This is a genomic window from Mesorhizobium sp. M0870, from assembly GCF_040319775.1.
In the GTDB taxonomy this organism is placed as follows: Bacteria; Pseudomonadota; Alphaproteobacteria; order Rhizobiales; family Rhizobiaceae; genus Mesorhizobium.
The window spans coordinates 321,759-338,476 of record NZ_JAMYOI010000001.1 but is presented as its reverse complement, the minus strand read 5'-3'; the positions used below and the strand labels follow the sequence as shown (position 1 = coordinate 338,476).

The 16,718-nt window shown below is 63.3% G+C and carries 16 protein-coding genes; 9 read left to right on the top strand and 7 right to left on the bottom strand.

What is annotated here, in order from left to right; translation table 11 throughout:
* Positions 1–57 precede the first annotated feature (57 nt).
* Positions 58–1,833, top strand: a complete 1,776-nt coding sequence (locus tag NKH97_RS01605; RefSeq protein ID WP_352795297.1) for a tetratricopeptide repeat protein — start codon at positions 58–60, stop codon at positions 1,831–1,833.
* Positions 1,834–1,911: 78 nt separating this feature from the next.
* Here the strand turns inward: NKH97_RS01605 and NKH97_RS01600 are convergent, their stop codons facing one another.
* A complete protein-coding gene (locus NKH97_RS01600) occupies positions 1,912–2,373 on the bottom strand; it encodes a GNAT family N-acetyltransferase (protein ID WP_023808656.1) in 462 nt (153 codons plus the stop codon).
* Between the two features lie 218 nt (positions 2,374–2,591).
* Here NKH97_RS01600 and NKH97_RS01595 point away from each other — a divergent pair, with 218 nt between their 5' ends.
* The gene (locus NKH97_RS01595) at positions 2,592–3,512 is read left to right on the top strand and encodes a glycine--tRNA ligase subunit alpha (RefSeq protein ID WP_352795296.1); all 921 of its coding nucleotides are present in this window, start codon (positions 2,592–2,594) and stop codon (positions 3,510–3,512) included.
* 3 nt (positions 3,513–3,515) lie between these two features.
* Here NKH97_RS01595 and NKH97_RS01590 read toward each other — a convergent pair whose 3' ends face one another.
* Entirely contained in the window at positions 3,516–3,692 is a 177-nt protein-coding gene (locus NKH97_RS01590; RefSeq protein ID WP_164755492.1) for a hypothetical protein, read from the bottom strand.
* Positions 3,693–3,887: 195 nt separating this feature from the next.
* On the opposite strand from NKH97_RS01590, the gene glyS reads away from it, so the two are divergent.
* Positions 3,888–6,263 (top strand): glycine--tRNA ligase subunit beta, encoded by a 2,376-nt coding sequence (glyS, locus tag NKH97_RS01585; RefSeq protein WP_352795254.1) that lies wholly within the window; start codon positions 3,888–3,890, stop codon positions 6,261–6,263.
* Between the two features lie 109 nt (positions 6,264–6,372).
* Positions 6,373–6,675, top strand: a complete 303-nt coding sequence (locus NKH97_RS01580) for an ATPase (protein ID WP_128302476.1) — start codon at positions 6,373–6,375, stop codon at positions 6,673–6,675.
* 106 nt (positions 6,676–6,781) lie between these two features.
* Here NKH97_RS01580 and NKH97_RS01575 read toward each other — a convergent pair whose 3' ends face one another.
* Positions 6,782–7,171: a hypothetical protein gene (locus NKH97_RS01575; protein WP_023808652.1), complete on the bottom strand. Its 390-nt coding sequence runs from the start codon at positions 7,169–7,171 to the stop codon at positions 6,782–6,784.
* 178 nt (positions 7,172–7,349) lie between these two features.
* Positions 7,350–7,832, bottom strand: coding sequence for a hypothetical protein (locus NKH97_RS01570; RefSeq protein ID WP_128302477.1), 483 nt, complete (start codon positions 7,830–7,832; stop codon positions 7,350–7,352).
* A gap of 192 nt (positions 7,833–8,024) precedes the next feature.
* On the opposite strand from NKH97_RS01570, the gene NKH97_RS01565 reads away from it, so the two are divergent.
* The 3 genes from NKH97_RS01565 to NKH97_RS01555 all read left to right on the top strand — a co-directional run bounded on the left by NKH97_RS01565 (position 8,025) and on the right by NKH97_RS01555 (position 11,192).
* The gene (locus NKH97_RS01565; RefSeq protein ID WP_164892811.1) at positions 8,025–8,999 is read left to right on the top strand and encodes an L-threonylcarbamoyladenylate synthase; all 975 of its coding nucleotides are present in this window, start codon (positions 8,025–8,027) and stop codon (positions 8,997–8,999) included.
* A 9-nt stretch (positions 9,000–9,008) separates the two neighbouring features.
* Positions 9,009–10,439, top strand: a complete 1,431-nt coding sequence (locus NKH97_RS01560; protein WP_023808649.1) for an FAD-binding oxidoreductase — start codon at positions 9,009–9,011, stop codon at positions 10,437–10,439.
* A 186-nt stretch (positions 10,440–10,625) separates the two neighbouring features.
* The gene (locus NKH97_RS01555; protein WP_023808648.1) at positions 10,626–11,192 is read left to right on the top strand and encodes a DUF6101 family protein; all 567 of its coding nucleotides are present in this window, start codon (positions 10,626–10,628) and stop codon (positions 11,190–11,192) included.
* 36 nt (positions 11,193–11,228) lie between these two features.
* Here NKH97_RS01555 and ubiA read toward each other — a convergent pair whose 3' ends face one another.
* Together ubiA and NKH97_RS01545 are read right to left on the bottom strand one after the other, a co-directional pair.
* Positions 11,229–12,212, bottom strand: coding sequence for a 4-hydroxybenzoate octaprenyltransferase (gene ubiA, locus NKH97_RS01550; protein WP_023808647.1), 984 nt, complete (start codon positions 12,210–12,212; stop codon positions 11,229–11,231).
* A 68-nt stretch (positions 12,213–12,280) separates the two neighbouring features.
* Positions 12,281–13,192 (bottom strand): LysR family transcriptional regulator, encoded by a 912-nt coding sequence (locus NKH97_RS01545; protein WP_352439997.1) that lies wholly within the window; start codon positions 13,190–13,192, stop codon positions 12,281–12,283.
* A gap of 89 nt (positions 13,193–13,281) precedes the next feature.
* On the opposite strand from NKH97_RS01545, the gene NKH97_RS01540 reads away from it, so the two are divergent.
* Both NKH97_RS01540 and purD read left to right on the top strand, forming a co-directional pair.
* Positions 13,282–14,097: a phytanoyl-CoA dioxygenase family protein gene (locus tag NKH97_RS01540; protein ID WP_352439996.1), complete on the top strand. Its 816-nt coding sequence runs from the start codon at positions 13,282–13,284 to the stop codon at positions 14,095–14,097.
* Between the two features lie 156 nt (positions 14,098–14,253).
* Entirely contained in the window at positions 14,254–15,531 is a 1,278-nt protein-coding gene (gene purD / locus NKH97_RS01535; RefSeq protein ID WP_128302482.1) for a phosphoribosylamine--glycine ligase, read from the top strand.
* Between the two features lie 14 nt (positions 15,532–15,545).
* Here the strand turns inward: purD and NKH97_RS01530 are convergent, their stop codons facing one another.
* Positions 15,546–16,655, bottom strand: a complete 1,110-nt coding sequence (locus tag NKH97_RS01530; protein ID WP_352795295.1) for a glycoside hydrolase family 25 protein — start codon at positions 16,653–16,655, stop codon at positions 15,546–15,548.
* Positions 16,656–16,718 lie beyond the last annotated feature (63 nt).

Here is a 16,718-nt window from a genome sequence, read left to right as displayed (position 1 = left end):
ATCGAGTCTACGCCGATCCCGCTGATGCGGAGATGGCGCCTGGCTGAAAGGGATACGATGCGGCAAGGATGTGCGCGCTGGCTGACAAGGCTGGCAATTGTGACAGGCATGACGATCTCGGCTTTGCCGGCCTATGCCAAGCAGACCAGCGAACCGGTCAAGATCACGTCATTTTCGGGCGCCTATCTGGCAGCCCGGATCGCCGAAGGCGATAACGACCTCGACAGCGCCATCGCCTACTACAAGCAAGCATTGGCCTTTGACCCGAGCGACACCGGCCTGCAGCAGAGCCTGATGCTGTCGCTGATCGCGCAAGGGCGCTTCGACGAGTCCCTGGTCTATGCCGACAAGCTCAAGGAAGTGCCTGACGTCGAGCGTTTCTCGCGCTTGGCGCTCGCCGTCGATTCCTTCCACAAGAAGGATTTCACCAAGGCGCAGTACTGGCTCAAGCTGTCGCTGGAATCCGATCTCGACCGGTTGATCTCCGGGGTGATGTCCGGCTGGGCGCAGCAAGGCGCCGGCGAGCCTGCCGATGCGATGGCGTCCATCGACAAGCTGCAGGGGCCGGATTGGTTCGGCCTGTTCAAGTCGTTCCACCGCGCCCTGATCGCTGATGCATCCGGCATGCCCGAAAAGGCCGAGGCGATCTATGCCGCGACCATGCAGGATACCGCCGCCGGCGGTGCCGCTCCCGAAACCTGGATGCGCAATGCCCAGGCCTACGCCTCGTTCCTGGTCCGCAAGGGCGACAAGACCAAGGCGCTGTCGGTGCTCGACCAGGCCGAGGCGTTTTCGCCGGGCAAGCTGGAAATCGTCGCCTTGCGCGACCGAATTGCAAAAGGCGACAAGATTGCGCCGCTGGTTGCCGGTCCATCCGATGGCGCCTCCGAAATCCTGCTCGACCTCGCCACCGCGCTCAACCGTGGTGGCGGCGAGCCCTTCGTCCGCCTCTATCTGCAATATGCGCTTGCTTTGAAGCCAGATAGCGACGCTGCCCTTGTGCAACTCGCCGCCGTGTCCGAGCAATTGAAGGACGGCGAAGGTGCCATCGCGCTCTATCGCCGGATTCCCGCCGCTTCGCCGCTGAAGGAGCTTTCGGACCTGCAACTCGGCCTCAATCTTGCCGATCTCGACCGTCACGAAGAAGCGATCACCCATCTGAAAGCCTTGGTCGACGCCCATCCCAGTGACATGCGCGCCTATCTGGCGCTCGGTGGCGTCTATTCCTCGAAGGACGATTTCCGTTCGGCCGCCACTCTCTACGATAAGGCCGTCGAGGTGCTGAAGGCGCCGACCGCGGCCAACTGGAACATCTTCTACCAGCGCGGCATCGCTTATGAGCGCCTGAAGGAATGGCCCAAGGCCGAGCCGAACTTCCGCAAGGCGCTGGAACTGTTCCCCGACCAGCCGCAAGTGCTGAACTATCTCGGCTATTCCTGGGTCGACATGAACATGAACCTCAAGGAAGGCCTGGCGATGATTCAAAAGGCCGTCGACCTCAGGCCGAGCGACGGTTACATCGTCGATTCGCTGGGTTGGGCCTATTTCCGCCTCGGCAGGTTCGATGACGCGGTGCGCGAAATGGAACGCGCCGTGTCGCTGAAGCCGGAAGATCCGGTTCTCAACGATCACCTCGGCGACGCCTACTGGCGCGTCGGCCGCAAGCTGGAAGCCACCTTCCAGTGGAACCAGGCTCGCGACCTGAAGCCGGATCCCGATGTGCTGGCCAACTTGCAGCAGAAGCTGATGAAGGGCCTGCCGCCGATCGAATCCAACACGGCGCAGGAGACCCCGAAGGTCAAGCCGGAGCCGGTGCCCGCCCCGAAGGGATGAAGTCAGCCATTTGAATTCAACGCAAGCGGGGCTCTTTCGGAGTCCCGTTTTCGTTTGAACCGTATTAGGCTGGCTGTCTCAGAAGAGCTTGCGATAGACGACGAAGCCGGAGTGTTCGGCGACCTTGTCGTAAAGCTTCATCGCCGTGTGATTGGTCTCATGCGTCAGCCAGTACACGCGGCCCGAGCCGGCCGCCTGGGCGCGCTCGTAGACGCCCTCGATCAGCGCCCGTCCGATGCCTTTGCCACGCGATGCCTGCGTGGTGAAAAGGTCCTGCAGATAGCAATTCGGTGCGATCGCCGTGGTGCTGCGATGGAAGAGATAGTGCACGAGGCCGAGAAGCTGTCCCTCGCCTTCGGCCACCAGCGCGTGGACCGGCTCATAGGCATCGAAGAAACGAGACCATGTCATCTGGGTAATCTCACCCGGCAGGGCCGTTTCGCCCGAGCGGCCATAAAATGCATTGTAGCCATCCCACAGCGGCAGCCATTGCTCGAAATCCTGTCGCGCGACAGGGCGGATGACGATCGGGCTGGGCATGGCTGAAACCTGTTGTCGTTGCTGCACAGGCGAACAGAGCGCAGGCCCGAGAGATGGGCAATGGGCCAGCCCCTGCAAAGCTTTCAACATTGTCCATAATGTCGGCGCGACCGCATCGGCGTGCCTTGCTTGACGCTTCGATGCCGTGTCTCTAGGACGTGCCGGCAAGCTAGCCTGTGCTGTCGAGGCCACCCGTGACAATTGAAATCCCCGCCCATATGCATCCCAGCCGCTCGTTCCAGGGGCTGATCCTGGCCTTGCACAACTATTGGGCGGCCTATGGCTGCGTTATCCTGCAGCCCTACGACATGGAAGTCGGTGCAGGCACCTTTCATCCGGCAACAACGCTGCGCGCGCTCGGCCCAAAACGCTGGAACGCTGCCTATGTCCAACCTTCGCGTCGTCCCAAGGATGGCCGCTATGGCGAGAACCCGAACCGGCTGCAGCATTATTACCAGTACCAGGTGATCCTGAAGCCGAACCCGCCCAATTTGCAGGAACTCTATCTCGGCTCGCTGGCGGCGATCGGCGTTGATCCGCTGCTGCACGACATCCGCTTCGTCGAGGACGATTGGGAAAGCCCGACGCTGGGCGCCTGGGGTCTCGGCTGGGAATGCTGGTGCGACGGCATGGAAGTCTCGCAGTTCACCTACTTCCAGCAGGTCTGCGGCATCGAATGCGCGCCGGTGGCCGGCGAACTCACCTACGGGCTGGAGCGACTGGCCATGTATGTGCAGGGCGTCGACAATGTCTACGACCTCAATTTCAACGGCCGCGAAGGCGCCGACAAGGTCACCTATGGCGATGTCTTCCTGCAGGCCGAGCAGGAATATTCGCGCCACAATTTCGAATACGCCAACACGGCGATGCTTCTGCGCCACTTCGAGGACGCCGAGGCCGAGTGCAAGGCGCTGCTCGACGCCGGCGCGCCGGCATCGAACGACAATCTCCCGATGCACCGCATGGTTTTCCCGGCCTACGACCAGTGCATCAAGGCCAGCCATGTCTTCAACCTGCTCGACGCACGCGGCGTGATTTCGGTCACCGAGCGGCAGAGCTATATCCTGCGGGTGCGCAATCTGGCCAAGGCTTGCGGTGAGGCATTTTTGAAGACGCAGGCGGGTGGCTTGGCGGCCTGAGTCTCAGGCCCGCTTCATCATCTCGAAGGAAGCTTTGATCGGCAGTATGTTCTGGCTGCTGGCACCGTCGATCGTGCGCAATGCCTGTCGAACGCCTGGCATCGAGAAGGCACCGTGAGCCTGCGCGGTGAAGCAGGCGCCGAGTGCGAGGATCTGCAGAAGTCTGGATGCCGTTTTCATGATCGTTGAGCCAAATGTTCCCTGCCTGAGCGTGGGTCGCTTCAGCGCTGCGTTCGGTTCATGGAAATCTTTGATCCAAGGACGGGTGGCGTGGTCTCGTCCCGACAGGGCGGTCAAAATTTGTGTAAAGGGTGACAGCAGCCAGCCGAGTTGCTATGCCCCGCCCGGACCACTCTCCCGCATGAGCTGACCCCGATGCCTGACCTGCTTCTAGAACTTCGCTCCGAGGAAATCCCTGCGCGCATGCAGCGCAAGGCGGCGGGTGATCTCAGGAAGATGCTGACCGACGGTTTGGTCGAGGCGGGACTGACCTATGAGGCGGCGCGCGAGTACTGGACGCCGCGGCGGCAGACCCTCGACATCAGGGGCCTGACCGCGCGCTCGAAGGATATAAGCGAAGAGATCAAGGGGCCTTCGACATCGGCGCCTGAACAGGCGGTCCAGGGTTTCCTGCGCAAGGCCGGACTTTCCTCGATCGCCGAGGCGCATGTCCATTCCGATCCGAAGAAAGGCGATTTTTATGTCGCCCACATTTCGAAGCCGGGCAGGGCGGCGGAGGAGATCATCGCCGAACTGGTGCCGGGCATCATCCGCAATTTTCCGTGGCCGAAATCGATGCGCTGGGGGCCGGCCTCGGCCAAGCCCGGTTCACTGCGCTGGGTACGGCCGCTGCAATCGATCCTGTGCACCTTCGGCCCGGAAACAGAGGAGCCTGTCGTGGTCGATTTCGAGATCGACGGCATCCGCTCCGGCAACATCACCTATGGCCACCGCTTCCATGCGCCGGATGCCATCACGGTGCGCCGCTTCGACGACTATGTCTCCAAGCTGGAAGCGGCCAAGGTCGTGCTCGATGCCGACCGGCGCAAGGAGATCATCCTTGCCGATGCCCGCAATCTCGCCTTCGCCAACGGGCTTGATCTGGTTGAGGACGAAGGGCTGCTGGAGGAAGTGTCCGGGCTGGTCGAATGGCCGGTCGTGCTGATGGGCGAGTTCGAGGAGGCATTCCTCGCCATTCCAGCCGAAGTGATCCGGCTGACCATTCGCGCCAACCAGAAATGCTTTGTGACGCGGCCGCAGGGTTTCGACGACGCGCTTTCCAATCGCTTCATCCTCACCGCCAATATCGAAGCGAGGGATGGCGGCAAGGAGATCGCCCACGGCAATGGCAAGGTGGTGCGCGCCCGCCTGTCCGATGCGCTCTATTTCTGGACGACCGACCAGGGCGACTTGCCTGACCTGCGTGAGCTCGAGGCATCGGCGGAAAAATTCGGGCTTGATCTCAAGAAGCCGCTCGACCAGCGCATGGCCCGCCTCGACCATCTCGGCGTGACTTTCCACGCCAAGCTCGGCACGCAAGGCGAACGGGTGGAGCGGATTGCGCGGCTTGCCGAGGAACTGGCGCCGATCATCGGCGCCGATCCGGCACTGGCGCGGCGCGCTGCCGTCTTGGCCAAGGCCGATCTCACCACCGAAGTCGTTGGCGAGTTCCCAGAACTGCAAGGCGCTATGGGTCGCAAATATGCGCTGCTTCAGGGCGAGCATGCATCGGTCGCCGCTGCAGCGGAGGAACACTACAAGCCGCAGGGCCCGTCCGATCGCGTACCGAGCGATCCAGTGTCGGTCGCTGTCGCGCTCGCCGACAAGCTCGATACGCTGGTCGGCTTTTGGGCGATCGATGAAAAGCCGACCGGGTCGAAGGATCCCTACGCACTGCGCAGAGCTGCTCTTGGGGTGGTGAGGCTGGTGCTGGATAACGAGACGCCGGTAAGCCTTCTTTCGATCGTAGCTGAACATCGAAGAATCATTGAAGACCAGATCGACCGCCGGCACGCTGAAGAGCAGGTCAAGTTGGGTGGCGACTATGTGAGTGCACGGGCGCACGCCGGCGACGGAAAGTCTGGGGATCGCGACCTCCTGGCCTTCTTCCACGATCGCCTAAAGGTCTACCTCCGCGATCAAGGCGCTCGGCACGACCTGATCGATGCGGTGCTGGCGACAGGTTCGCGCCCGATCTCCCCCCTAGAGGGGGAGATGTCGGCGAAGCCGACAGAGGGGGGCGCTGTCCCGCCGTCCTCTCAGCGCCAAGTACCCCCCTCTGCCCTGCCGGGCATCTCCCCCACAAGGGGGGAGATTGGCCAATCGTCCAATGACGACCTGCTGCAGATCGTGCGCCGGGTCGAGGCGCTGGGCTCCTTCCTCGACACCGAGGATGGCAAGAACCTGCTCGCCGGCACCAAGCGTGCGGCCAACATTCTGGCCGCCGAGGAGAAGAAGAAAACGGTGGTCGCCGAAACCGTTAAGTCGGCACTCTTGCGCGAGGATGCCGAGAAATCGCTGTTTGCGGCGGTGAATCAGGCTGAGAAGCAAGCCGGCGAAGCGATTCAAAACGATGACTTTTCCGCCGCCTTGCTGGCGCTTAGCGTGTTGCGCGAACCGGTTGATTCATTCTTTGAGCATGTTCTTGTAAACGATGAGGATCAGGCGGTGCGTGCCAACCGCCTGGCGCTGCTCGCCCGCATCCGCGCGGCCACCGGCCAGGTCGCGGATTTCTCGAAGATCGCAGGTTAAGGCGAAGAAAATATTCTTTGCCGCCGGCCGTTCGAGCCGGCTTACAGTCATATGGCGATGATCTCTCCGTGGCAAAAGGGACATGTTCCCCAACCCCACGGAGGCTTCTATGAATTCCGATCACGACATCGAAGTGACAGAAGAAACCCCGGCTTCCGCCGAGGCGCTTGAATCCGCTTCCGAAACCATCCTCGATCATGCCGCCGCCGCAGCGGTCGAAGCCGCTGACCTGTCTGATGACGACGAAGACGGCGACGATGAAGATGGCGAAGAGTCCACCGAAACTGCCACGCTCTCGGATGACGACGAAGATGAAGACGACGAGGACGAAGACGAAGACGACGCCGAGGATAGCGTGAAGGCTGAAGGCGACGAGTCCGAAGAAGACGATGACAAGGAAAAAGCGGCCTGATTTTTCAGCCGCCGGTTCCATCGATGGCAAGGCGGTGCTGAGGCGCCGCCTTTTCCTGTCAGTCGTCCCCGAAGCCGACTGTCAGCCGCCCCGGGCGACGGCCCGGTCAGTTCTCGAGAATGCTGACGCGCACGCTGTTTTCGTAGACATCGACCTGGATCAGCGGTTCGCCATTGACGATGGCGCGCTTGGTCGAGGAACTCATCGCGCCGCCGCGTTCCAGCATGCGTTGCAGGTCGGCGCGCTGGCCGTTGGTCCTGAACCAGCCATCACCCTCGTCGTCGCTGTCACGGCGGTGGAATTTGTGCCAGTTGGCGCGGTCCTGCCGCACCATCTGCGCGGCATTGTCCAGCGCATAGCCGTCACTCGCCTGATGGTCGCGATCGGAAATGCGCGCGACATAAGATCCCAGCATGTCGTCGGCGTGAGCTGCGACGACGCCAAGCAGTGACGCCAGCAGAAGGCCAGCCCCGGTTACGATTCCAGCTTTTCTCATGGTCCCCCCTTTACCCCCTAGTGATGAAATCCCGTCTGCCAAAACCGCCTGGCGAAATACAGGCGATGGCGTCCTGCGGCTGACATAAACCGAAACGGGGTTTGCTTGGCAATGGTGCGCCGGTCGCCAGACCGCCGTCAAGTCACGCCATCGATGTCAGCCTGTCTTCAAGCCGGGGCTATTTGGTGTAGCCGTTGGGAGGCATGCGCTGACCTGCAGCCGGCGCCGGGGGACTCGGCGGGGTGGGTTGGTTCTCGGTCCCCGAAGGGGCTGCGGAGGCGGTGGCCGTTGCCGGCGCCGTGCCAGCGGCCGGCGCAGTACCTGTCGCTGGTGCAGCGGTTGGCGCCGGTGCCGGGAAGTCGGGACCGGTAACGCCGCCACGAATGACCATCGGGCCCGGCTGGAAGCCGTGCCCGGTCGCGGGCTTGTCCGGGATCGCCGCCACCTTTTCATCGGTGACGTCGGGCTGCGCTTCCCCTTTTGCCACCACCGACCGCGCATCGCTGGCGTTGACTGCATCGGCGGTTCCAGGCTGGTTGGGGGCGCCGATCCTGACGATCGATGGTGTGGAGGATGGCGTGCCTGGAAAAACCAGGGATGACGCCTGGGCTTCGCCGGCCGCAGCAGCAAGAATGATACCCAGCAAGATACGCGCAGACACTGATATCGCTCCCCTTTGCCCAGAAGCTGTTCGATAGCAGGCCGGAATTGATGCCGGCTTTCGTGGAAACATAGCATTTTAGGGATTGATAAATCGCCAATGCTCCTGCTCGCCAACAATCGGTTACCCAACAGCCGACTTGCCCAACGGCCGCCATCGTACTACGCACCCCGCATCTGTGAGGTGACGAGAGTGGCTGAAATACTTGGCTCGGGCGAGGCGCTGGAGCGGGCGCTGGCGCTGCTCAGGGAGGGCGATGTCGTCGCCATCCCGACGGAAACCGTCTACGGGCTGGCCGGCGACGCCACCAACGGCATCGGCGTGGCGCGCATCTTCGAGGCCAAGGGCCGGCCACGCTTCAACCCGCTGATTGCCCATGTCGCAGACATGGCGATGGCAGAGCGCCTCGCGATGTTCGATCCGCTGTCCAGGAAACTGGCGCTGGCATTCTGGCCAGGTCCGCTGACGCTGGTGCTGCCGCAACGGCCCGGCAACGGCATCCATCCGCTGGTCACCGCCGGGCTCGATACGATTGCCTTGCGCATGCCGAGGGGCTTTGGCGGCGACCTGATCGCCAGGCTCGGCCGCCCGCTTGCCGCGCCCAGCGCCAATTCATCCGGCAGGATCAGCGCGACGACCGCGCAAGCGGTGGCGGCCGATCTCGGCGCGCGGATCAAGCTGGTCGTCGATGGAGGCGCGACCCCGATCGGGCTGGAATCGACCATCATCAAGGCCGAAGGAAACAGATTGCGGCTGCTGAGGCCCGGCGGCATCGCCGCCGAGGAGATTGAGGCGGCTATCGGCATGGAGCTGTTGCGCGGCGGCACCGCCGGTATCGAGGCGCCGGGCATGCTTGCCTCGCACTATGCGCCAGGTGCTGCGATGCGGCTCCATGCCGGCACGGTCGGCGAGGGCGAGGCTTTGCTCGGCTTCGGCAGCCAGAGGGCGCAAGGCTGGCGCCGCGCCGAAGCCTTCCTCAATTTGTCCGAAACCGGTGACCTGCGCGAAGCGGCGAGCAATCTGTTCGCCTATATGCAGGAGCTTGACCGCAGCGGCGCGCGGACCATCGCCGTCGAGCCGGTTCCCTTCGACGGGCTCGGCGAAGCGATCAACGATCGGCTGTCGCGTGCCGCCGCCCCTCGTGACATCCCACAACCCGCAACATAGTTTTTCCCCATGACCGAAATCACAGAGACACTCGATCCCGCTCTCATCGATCGCTTCACGGCGATCGTCGGCGACAAATATGCGCTGCGTGAAGAGCAGGATATCGCGCCTTACCTCGTTGAACGGCGCGGGCTCTGGCACGGCGCGACATCGTTGGTGCTGCGGCCGGGCAGCGTCGACGAAGTCAGCCGGATCATGCGGCTGGCGACCGAGACAGGCACGCCGATCGTGCCGCAAAGCGGTAACACCGGCCTGGTCGGCGCCCAGGTGCCGGACAGGTCCGGGCGCGAAATCGTCCTGTCGCTGTCGCGGCTGAACCGCATCCGTGAAATCGATGTCTTGTCCAACACGGTGACGGTCGAGGCCGGTGTCATCCTGCAGACGCTGCAGGAGGCGGCCGACGCCGCCGACCGGCTGTTTCCACTGTCGCTGGCCGCGCAAGGCTCCTGCCAGATCGGCGGCAATCTTTCCTCCAATGCCGGCGGCACCGGAGTGCTTGCCTATGGCAATGCGCGCGAACTCTGTCTCGGTGTCGAGGTGGTGCTGCCGACCGGCGAGGTGTTCGACGACCTGCGCAAGCTGAAGAAGGACAACACCGGCTACGATCTGAAAAACCTGTTCGTCGGTGCCGAAGGCACGCTCGGCGTCATCACCGCCGCCGTGCTCAAGCTGTTCCCGAAGCCGAAGGGGCGCGAAGTCGCCTTCGTCGGCCTGTCGTCGCCCGAGGCAGCACTTTCGCTGTTCAGCCTGGCCATGGACCGTGCCGGGGCAGCACTCACCGCTTTCGAACTGATCGGCAAGCGGCCCTATGATTTCACGCTGGCGCATGCCCAGGGCGTGGTGCGGCCGCTGATCGAGGACTGGCCGTGGTACGTGCTGATGCAGATTTCGTCCGGTCGTTCATCGGAGGATTCGAGAGCCTTGATCGAGGACGTGCTTTCGGCCGGCCTTGAACAGGAATTCGTCGGCGACGCCGTCATTGCCGCGAGTCTCACGCAGGGCGATGCCTTCTGGAATTTCCGCGAGCTGCTGCCCGAGGCGCAGAAGCCGGAGGGCGCCTCGATCAAGCACGACATTTCGGTGCCTATTGCATCGATTCCGCGTTTCATCGCGGAGGCTGCCGGCGCCGTGGCGTCGGTGAGCGCCGGTGCCCGCGTCGTCTGCTTCGGCCATATGGGCGACGGCAATCTCCACTACAACATTTCGCGGCCCGTCGACGGCGACGATGAGGCGTTCCTCGCTCTCTATCATCCCATGAACAAGGCGGTGCACGATGTGGTGCGCAGCCTGCACGGTTCGATCTCGGCCGAGCACGGCATCGGCCAGTTGAAACGCGACGAACTGATCGCCACCGCGCCGCCGATGGCGATCGATCTGATGCGAAGGGTTAAGGCCGCTTTCGACCCGGCCGGCATCATGAATCCGGGTAAGGTTATCTGATCCTTTCGACATCTTGTGGCTGGTGGGATTCCGATAACCATCCCTGAGATCAGCAAAATTTAACCGACTTTCTTAAGCGGGGCGGTAAGGAGCCCGCGCTACTGTCTCCATACAAACGAGGCCGGAAAAACCGGCCCGGAGAGAACCGGACACCGGCTCTCAGGAGACAGACAGGAAGGCCACTCTATGAACACCGGACTGAAGCCAGTCTGGGCGGGACGCAACATGCGTCTCGACCCATTCCGCCTGCCGCAAGTGGTGAGCTACGCGACTCGCGACGACTACGGCGATGTAACCTTCACCATCGACCAGCGCGGCGCCGTGATCCGCCGCCTGCTCGAGATGAGCGGCCTGCCCGCAATCATCGTTCTGCCCGCCAATGCGTTCCGCGGCGTTGCCGCCCGCGCCATGGAAGACCCGGACGGCAATGTCACGGTGACCCTGGAACTCCTGCACAACGACCCGATGCTGTCGGTGCCGCTGCTTGTGGCCGACGATCTCGACGATGTCGCAGCCGACTGGCGCGCCTGGGCCGACGCTTACCGTCTGCCGATGCTGCTGATCGAATCGGACGGCGTTGCCCGCACCCTGGAAGAATCGCTCGGCGCCGCCATCAAGACGCTGCCGCCGCAGGATAGGCGCAAGGGGCGGATTTCGAACACGCGCCGCCCGCGTTTCCTCGCTCGCCGCAGAGCGGGCGCCCTCGGTCTCAGGCTGGTCATCGACGGCCAGGAGATTATTTCGCGCGACTGAGCATGATCCCGCTGGGAATGCTGAGACGGGAAGCCGCTAAACCAGCGGCTTCAGCGCCACCCACACAGCGCCGCCGATCAGGCCGAGGAAGATCAGCCAGCCGACCTGGTTGTTCGACCTGAACAGTCGCAGGCATTGGTCCGGATTGTCGATATCCAGAACCGCGATCTGCCGCGCCATATGGGCGCCGGCGGCAATCAGCCCGGCCAGCGCCACCACCGGCGCCTGCGCCGACGCGAAGGCGATCGCAAAACAGATCAGCGCGCCACCATAAAGCCCTGCCAGCCACGACTTGGTGTTGTCGCCGAACAAGCGTGCCGTCGAGCGCACGCCGACGATGGCGTCATCTTCCTTGTCCTGATGCGCGTAGATCGTGTCGTAGCCGATCACCCACAGGATCGAGCCGATATAGAGCATGATGGCAGGCCCATCGAGATCGCCGAACTCGACCGCCCATCCCATCAGCGCGCCCCAGGAAAAGGCAAGGCCAAGCACCAGTTGCGGCCAGTTGGTTATCCGCTTCATGAATGGATAGATGGCGATGACCGCCAGTGAGCAGATGCCGAGCAGGACGGCGAAGCTGTTGAACTGGATGAGCACGACGAGGCCGACCAGAGCCTGCAGGACGAGAAACAGCCATGCCCGCCGGCGGGTCGCCTTGCCCGACGGCAGCGGTCGCGAGCGCGTGCGCTCCACCTGGCTGTCGATGTCCTCGTCGACGAGGTCGTTGTAGGTGCAGCCGGCGCCACGCATGGCGATGGCCCCGACCAGGAAAAGCACGAGATACACTGGTGCCGGCAGCAGTGAGAGCAGCGGGTCGCCGGGACGCGGATAGGCGCTTGCCGCCAAGGCCGCCGACCACCAGCACGGCCACAGCAGCAGCTGCCAGCCGATCGGCCTGTCCCATCGGGCAAGCTGCGCATAGGGCCATATCGAGCGCGGCAGCACGCGGTAGACCCAATGGCCGTTCGGAGCATCGGCGACACGGCCCTGGGCCGCTTTCGACTGGATGTTTTCCATGTCCATGGAGTGGCAGCAGCGGCAGAAACCGTCAAGCGGCAAGCGGGAGAGTGGTGCACGTCAGCCTTTCACAAGGCAAAGATGTCGCGGGTGGCGAACCAGTCCCTGGCCATCTCGACGAAGGCCAGCGCTGCATTCGACACACGCTGATGCGTGTCATAGGTGAGCAGGATCCGCTGCATGGGCAGCGGATCGGATAGCGGCTTGCAGATCAGCGGCAGCCCGTCATAGCTGCGGTCGCCGTGCGGGCGGGTATAGCTGACCGCGACGCCGAAGCCGTTGGCGACCATGCTGCGCTGCAGTTCGAACGAGCTCGTCGTCGTATCGGCCACCGGCGAAAGGCCGCGGCTGCGAAACAGGTCGAGCATGTGCTGCCAGCTGTGCGGCTGGTCCGTCGTGATCAGCGGATAGGCGGCCAGATCGGCAAGACTGACCATTGGCCGGTCCGCCAGGGCATGGCCTGCCGGCAACAGCGCGTGCGGGCGAAGTTCGCGCAGCAGGATGCGGGCGAAATGCGTCGGCAGGCTGAGATCATAAGTCAGGCCGAGATCGATGGCCGCATCACCCAGCCGTCGTCCCAGGGTCTCGAACGTCTCGTCGCGAACGACGATTTTGACGGCCGGATAGCGTTCGGAGAAGGCGCGGATCAAAGCCGGCGCGAAGAAAGGCGCCAGATCCTCGAAGCATCCCAGCACCAACTCACCGCTGACAGCCGATTTGCTTGAACCCAGGCCGACGAGTTCGTCCGTTTCGGTGAGAACCTGCCTTGCCTTGGCCACGACGGCGCGGCCGAACGATGTCGGCGACACGCCGCTTCCGCGCTGGCGGACGAACAGCTTCTGGCCGAAATTCTTTTCGACCGCGTCGATCGCCACCGAAATCGACGGCTGAGAGACGTTCAGCATCTTTGCCGCGCCGGTGACGCTACCGTGACGCGCCACGGCAACCAGATAGCGCAGCTGCGTGAGGGTCACACTCATAGGAGTACTCTATATGTCGGATGGAAAGTTATTATTTTACTGAATGAATTGATATTGCGATAATGGCTTCATTCCAAGAGGAGAACGCCATGGCTTCCCAGACTGCCACCCTCGATGCCACCATGATCGGCGCGTCCACGATTGCCGACTATCAGCGTGACGGCGCTGTCTGCATTCGCGGCGCCTTCAAGGGCTGGGTCGACACGATTGCCGCCGGCATCGAACGCAACATGCAGAACCGCAGCGCCACCGCATCCGACATCGCCAACGGCCGCGGCAGTTTCTTCGACGACTACTGCAACTGGGAGCGCATCCCCGAATTCGTCAGTCTGGTGCGGGGTTCGCCAGCCGCCGAACTGGCGGCTGCGGTGATGCAGTCGCGCACCGCGCAGTTCTTCCACGATCATGTGCTGGTCAAGGAGCCCGGCACGCAGAAGCCGACGCCCTGGCATCAGGACATCCCCTACTATTTCGTCGATGGCCGGCAGACGGTGAGCTTCTGGATACCCATCGACCCGGTGAAGGAAGCGACGCTGCGTCTGATCGCCGGCTCGCACAAATGGGACAAGATGATCCTGCCGGTGCGCTGGCTCGACGATAGCAACTTTTATGCCGGCGAGGGCGACTATCTGCCGGTGCCCGATCCCGACAAGGATCCGTCGATGAAGGTGCTCGAATGGGAAATGGAGCCGGGCGACGCCATCCTGTTCGACTTCAGGACCGCGCACGGCGCCCGTGGCAATATGACCGCGGCGCGGCGCCGGGCGCTGTCGCTGCGCTGGGTCGGTGACGATGCGCGCTATGTCGAGCGGCCGGGCCGCACCTCGCCGCCCTATCGTGGCCATGGCATGCAGCCGGGACAGAGGCTACGCGAGGACTGGTTTCCGGTGGTTTTCTCCGCCTAGTCGAATCGCCAGAAAATCGGCGGCGGTGTCCGCCGCCATTTTCGGCGGGGGATAACGTTCCCGTGCGCAATCGCGATCTAAACACCCTGATGCCTTGACCCGTCCTGCAGAGAGCAATAGCGGGTTCTTTTTTAGGGACAGCATCAAGAGGTGGCCATGAACGTTCTTCTTCTCGGCTCCGGCGGCCGCGAACATGCGCTCGCCTGGAAGATTGCCGCATCACCGCTGCTGACAAAGCTCTATGCGGCTCCCGGCAACCCGGGCATCGGCAGCGAGGCTGAGCTGGTGAAGCTGGATTTAGCCGACCACGCCGCCGTGGCCGCGTTCTGCCGGGAGAAAAAAATCGACCTCGTGGTGGTCGGTCCGGAGGGGCCGCTGGTCGCCGGCATTGCCGACGATCTGCGCGCCGAAAATATCCGCGTCTTCGGTCCCTCCAAGGCTGCCGCACAGCTGGAAGGTTCGAAGGGATTCACCAAGGACCTCTGTGCCCGCTACGACATCCCGACTGCCGCCTATGGCCGCTTCAGTGATCTGGCCTCGGCCAAGGCCTATGTCGAAAAGACCGGAGCGCCGATCGTCATCAAGGCCGACGGGCTCGCTGCCGGCAAGGGCGTCACCGTCGCCATGACGCTCAGTGAAGCACAGGCAGCACTCGATGCCTGTTTCGATGGTTCCTTCGGCGCCGCCGGCGCGGAAGTTGTGGTCGAGGAATTCATGACCGGCGAGGAGGCGAGCTTCTTCTGCCTCTGCGACGGTACCACTGCGCTGCCCTTCGGCACCGCGCAGGATCACAAGCGCGTCGGCGACGGCGACACCGGTCCGAACACCGGCGGCATGGGCGCCTATTCGCCGGCACCGGTGATGACGCCGGAACTGGTCGAGCGCACCATGCGCGAGATCATCGAGCCGACCATGCGCGGCATGGCCGAACTTGGCGCGCCGTTCTCCGGCGTGCTGTTTGCCGGGCTGATGATCACCGACAAGGGACCGAGGCTGATCGAATACAACACCCGTTTCGGCGACCCGGAATGCCAGGTGCTGATGATGCGGCTGAAGGACGATCTGCTGGTCCTGCTCAACGCGGCGACCGACGGCCAGCTTGCGCATACTTCGGTGCGCTGGCGCGACGAGGCGGCACTCACCGTGGTGATGGCGGCGAGAGGCTATCCCGGCACGCCGGAAAAAGGCTCGGTCATCCGCGGCGTCGAAGACGCGGCGAGCGACGGTGTCGAGATCTTCCACGCCGGTACCGCCATCAATGGCGGCGCGCTGGTTGCCAATGGCGGCCGCGTCCTCAACGTGACGGCATCAGGCGCCACGGTCGGCGAGGCACAGAAACGAGCCTATGCTGCCCTCGACCGCATCGATTGGCCGGACGGGTTCTGCCGCCGCGATATCGGCTGGCAGGCCGTGGCGCGCGAACAGGGAACCTGAAGTTCCGCGTTGGCTCACCGCTGGCCGCGATCGAGTTCGGTGGAAGCGGTGCTGAGCGGATCGGACAAGGCAAAGGCAGCGTCGAGTTGTGCGGGCGAACGCCGCTCGGTCCGCTTCCAGGCGACATATTGGACAATGCCGAAACTCGGTCTCCGGGGCACCGTCTTCACGACTGGCATGCGGAAGCCGTCGCGGAAACGGGACCAGCGTGTGCCCAACGCTGCAACCATGTCCTCGAAAGTCGGCGGCGCGGCCACAGACGCATAGGTGATGGTGACATTGCCGGCGAGGCCGGCCTCGCGTGAGACCGGTAGCGGTATCGAGGCGAGATAGTCCGGCGGCACGTCGATAAGCCCACCGAACGGCCATTGCGCGCGCAGCGTGGCGGCGTCTGTCGGCGCGACATTGACGTCTATGTCGTTAGGCGTGCCGGCAACCCTGTAAGGGCAGCGGAAACGGCCGCAATTGGCTTGCGCCGAAAACTGCCAAAGTGCGTAGCCTTGCCAGTTGCCCATCGGGAAATGCACGTCGATGTCGTTGGTGTAGCGCGCATACCAGAGCGGCAGCCGCGACAGGAGCCGGTATCGGTAGCTGTTTTCGGCAATGTACTGGGCGGTCTTGCCGTTGGTGTACAGCACCGGGAAACGGCCGATGCGCCGATGCACATGGCGTACGAACTCCTCGGCATCGTCGAGCGACATCCATTGCGAGGGATCATTGCCCTCGATGTCGAGAGCCATGAGATCGTCCGGCGCAGGCTCGGCGAAATCGAGGAAATTGTTGGCCTGCTCGACCGGATTGCCGGGGCGGGCGAGGTGATAGGCGCCCCATTTCAGGCCGAGTGCCTTGGCGACCACCCGGCGCGTCTGGAACAGTTCGCGCGTCACCGCATGACGTTTCCACAGCGCCTTGCAAAGCTTCACCTCAATGTCGTTGCCCAGGCAGAAATAGGACGGCGGCATGCCGTCGGAGGCCTTGTTGATGAAGCCGACGACCCGCTTGTCGGTGGCGAGCTGGGCCCAGTCGATGGAATTGTATTCGTAGGCATCGACGACCAGAGCGCGGTCGGCGTTCTTCCACGGCTCGGAAAAATCCGAGGCCGTTGCCGCCGTCGAAAGCGCCATCGTCGCCGCAAGAGCGAGGAGCGCTGTGCGGCGAAGAAGGCGCACCGTACTTTTCAAAACAGG

Coding starts and splice junctions, on each gene's coding strand:
- NKH97_RS01605 (WP_352795297.1), top strand. CDS start 58: ATGCGGCAAGGATGTGCGCGCTGGCTGACAAGGCTGGCAATTGTGACA.
- NKH97_RS01600 (WP_023808656.1), bottom strand. CDS start 2,373: ATGCCCAGCCCGATCGTCATCCGCCCTGTCGCGCGACAGGATTTCGAG.
- NKH97_RS01595 (WP_352795296.1), top strand. CDS start 2,592: ATGCATCCCAGCCGCTCGTTCCAGGGGCTGATCCTGGCCTTGCACAAC.
- NKH97_RS01590 (WP_164755492.1), bottom strand. CDS start 3,692: ATGAAAACGGCATCCAGACTTCTGCAGATCCTCGCACTCGGCGCCTGC.
- glyS (WP_352795254.1), top strand. CDS start 3,888: ATGCCTGACCTGCTTCTAGAACTTCGCTCCGAGGAAATCCCTGCGCGC.
- NKH97_RS01580 (WP_128302476.1), top strand. CDS start 6,373: ATGAATTCCGATCACGACATCGAAGTGACAGAAGAAACCCCGGCTTCC.
- NKH97_RS01575 (WP_023808652.1), bottom strand. CDS start 7,171: ATGAGAAAAGCTGGAATCGTAACCGGGGCTGGCCTTCTGCTGGCGTCA.
- NKH97_RS01560 (WP_023808649.1), top strand. CDS start 9,009: ATGACCGAAATCACAGAGACACTCGATCCCGCTCTCATCGATCGCTTC.
- NKH97_RS01555 (WP_023808648.1), top strand. CDS start 10,626: ATGAACACCGGACTGAAGCCAGTCTGGGCGGGACGCAACATGCGTCTC.
- ubiA (WP_023808647.1), bottom strand. CDS start 12,212: ATGGAAAACATCCAGTCGAAAGCGGCCCAGGGCCGTGTCGCCGATGCT.
- NKH97_RS01545 (WP_352439997.1), bottom strand. CDS start 13,192: ATGAGTGTGACCCTCACGCAGCTGCGCTATCTGGTTGCCGTGGCGCGT.
- NKH97_RS01540 (WP_352439996.1), top strand. CDS start 13,282: ATGGCTTCCCAGACTGCCACCCTCGATGCCACCATGATCGGCGCGTCC.
- purD (WP_128302482.1), top strand. CDS start 14,254: ATGAACGTTCTTCTTCTCGGCTCCGGCGGCCGCGAACATGCGCTCGCC.
- NKH97_RS01530 (WP_352795295.1), bottom strand. CDS start 16,655: ATGGCGCTTTCGACGGCGGCAACGGCCTCGGATTTTTCCGAGCCGTGG.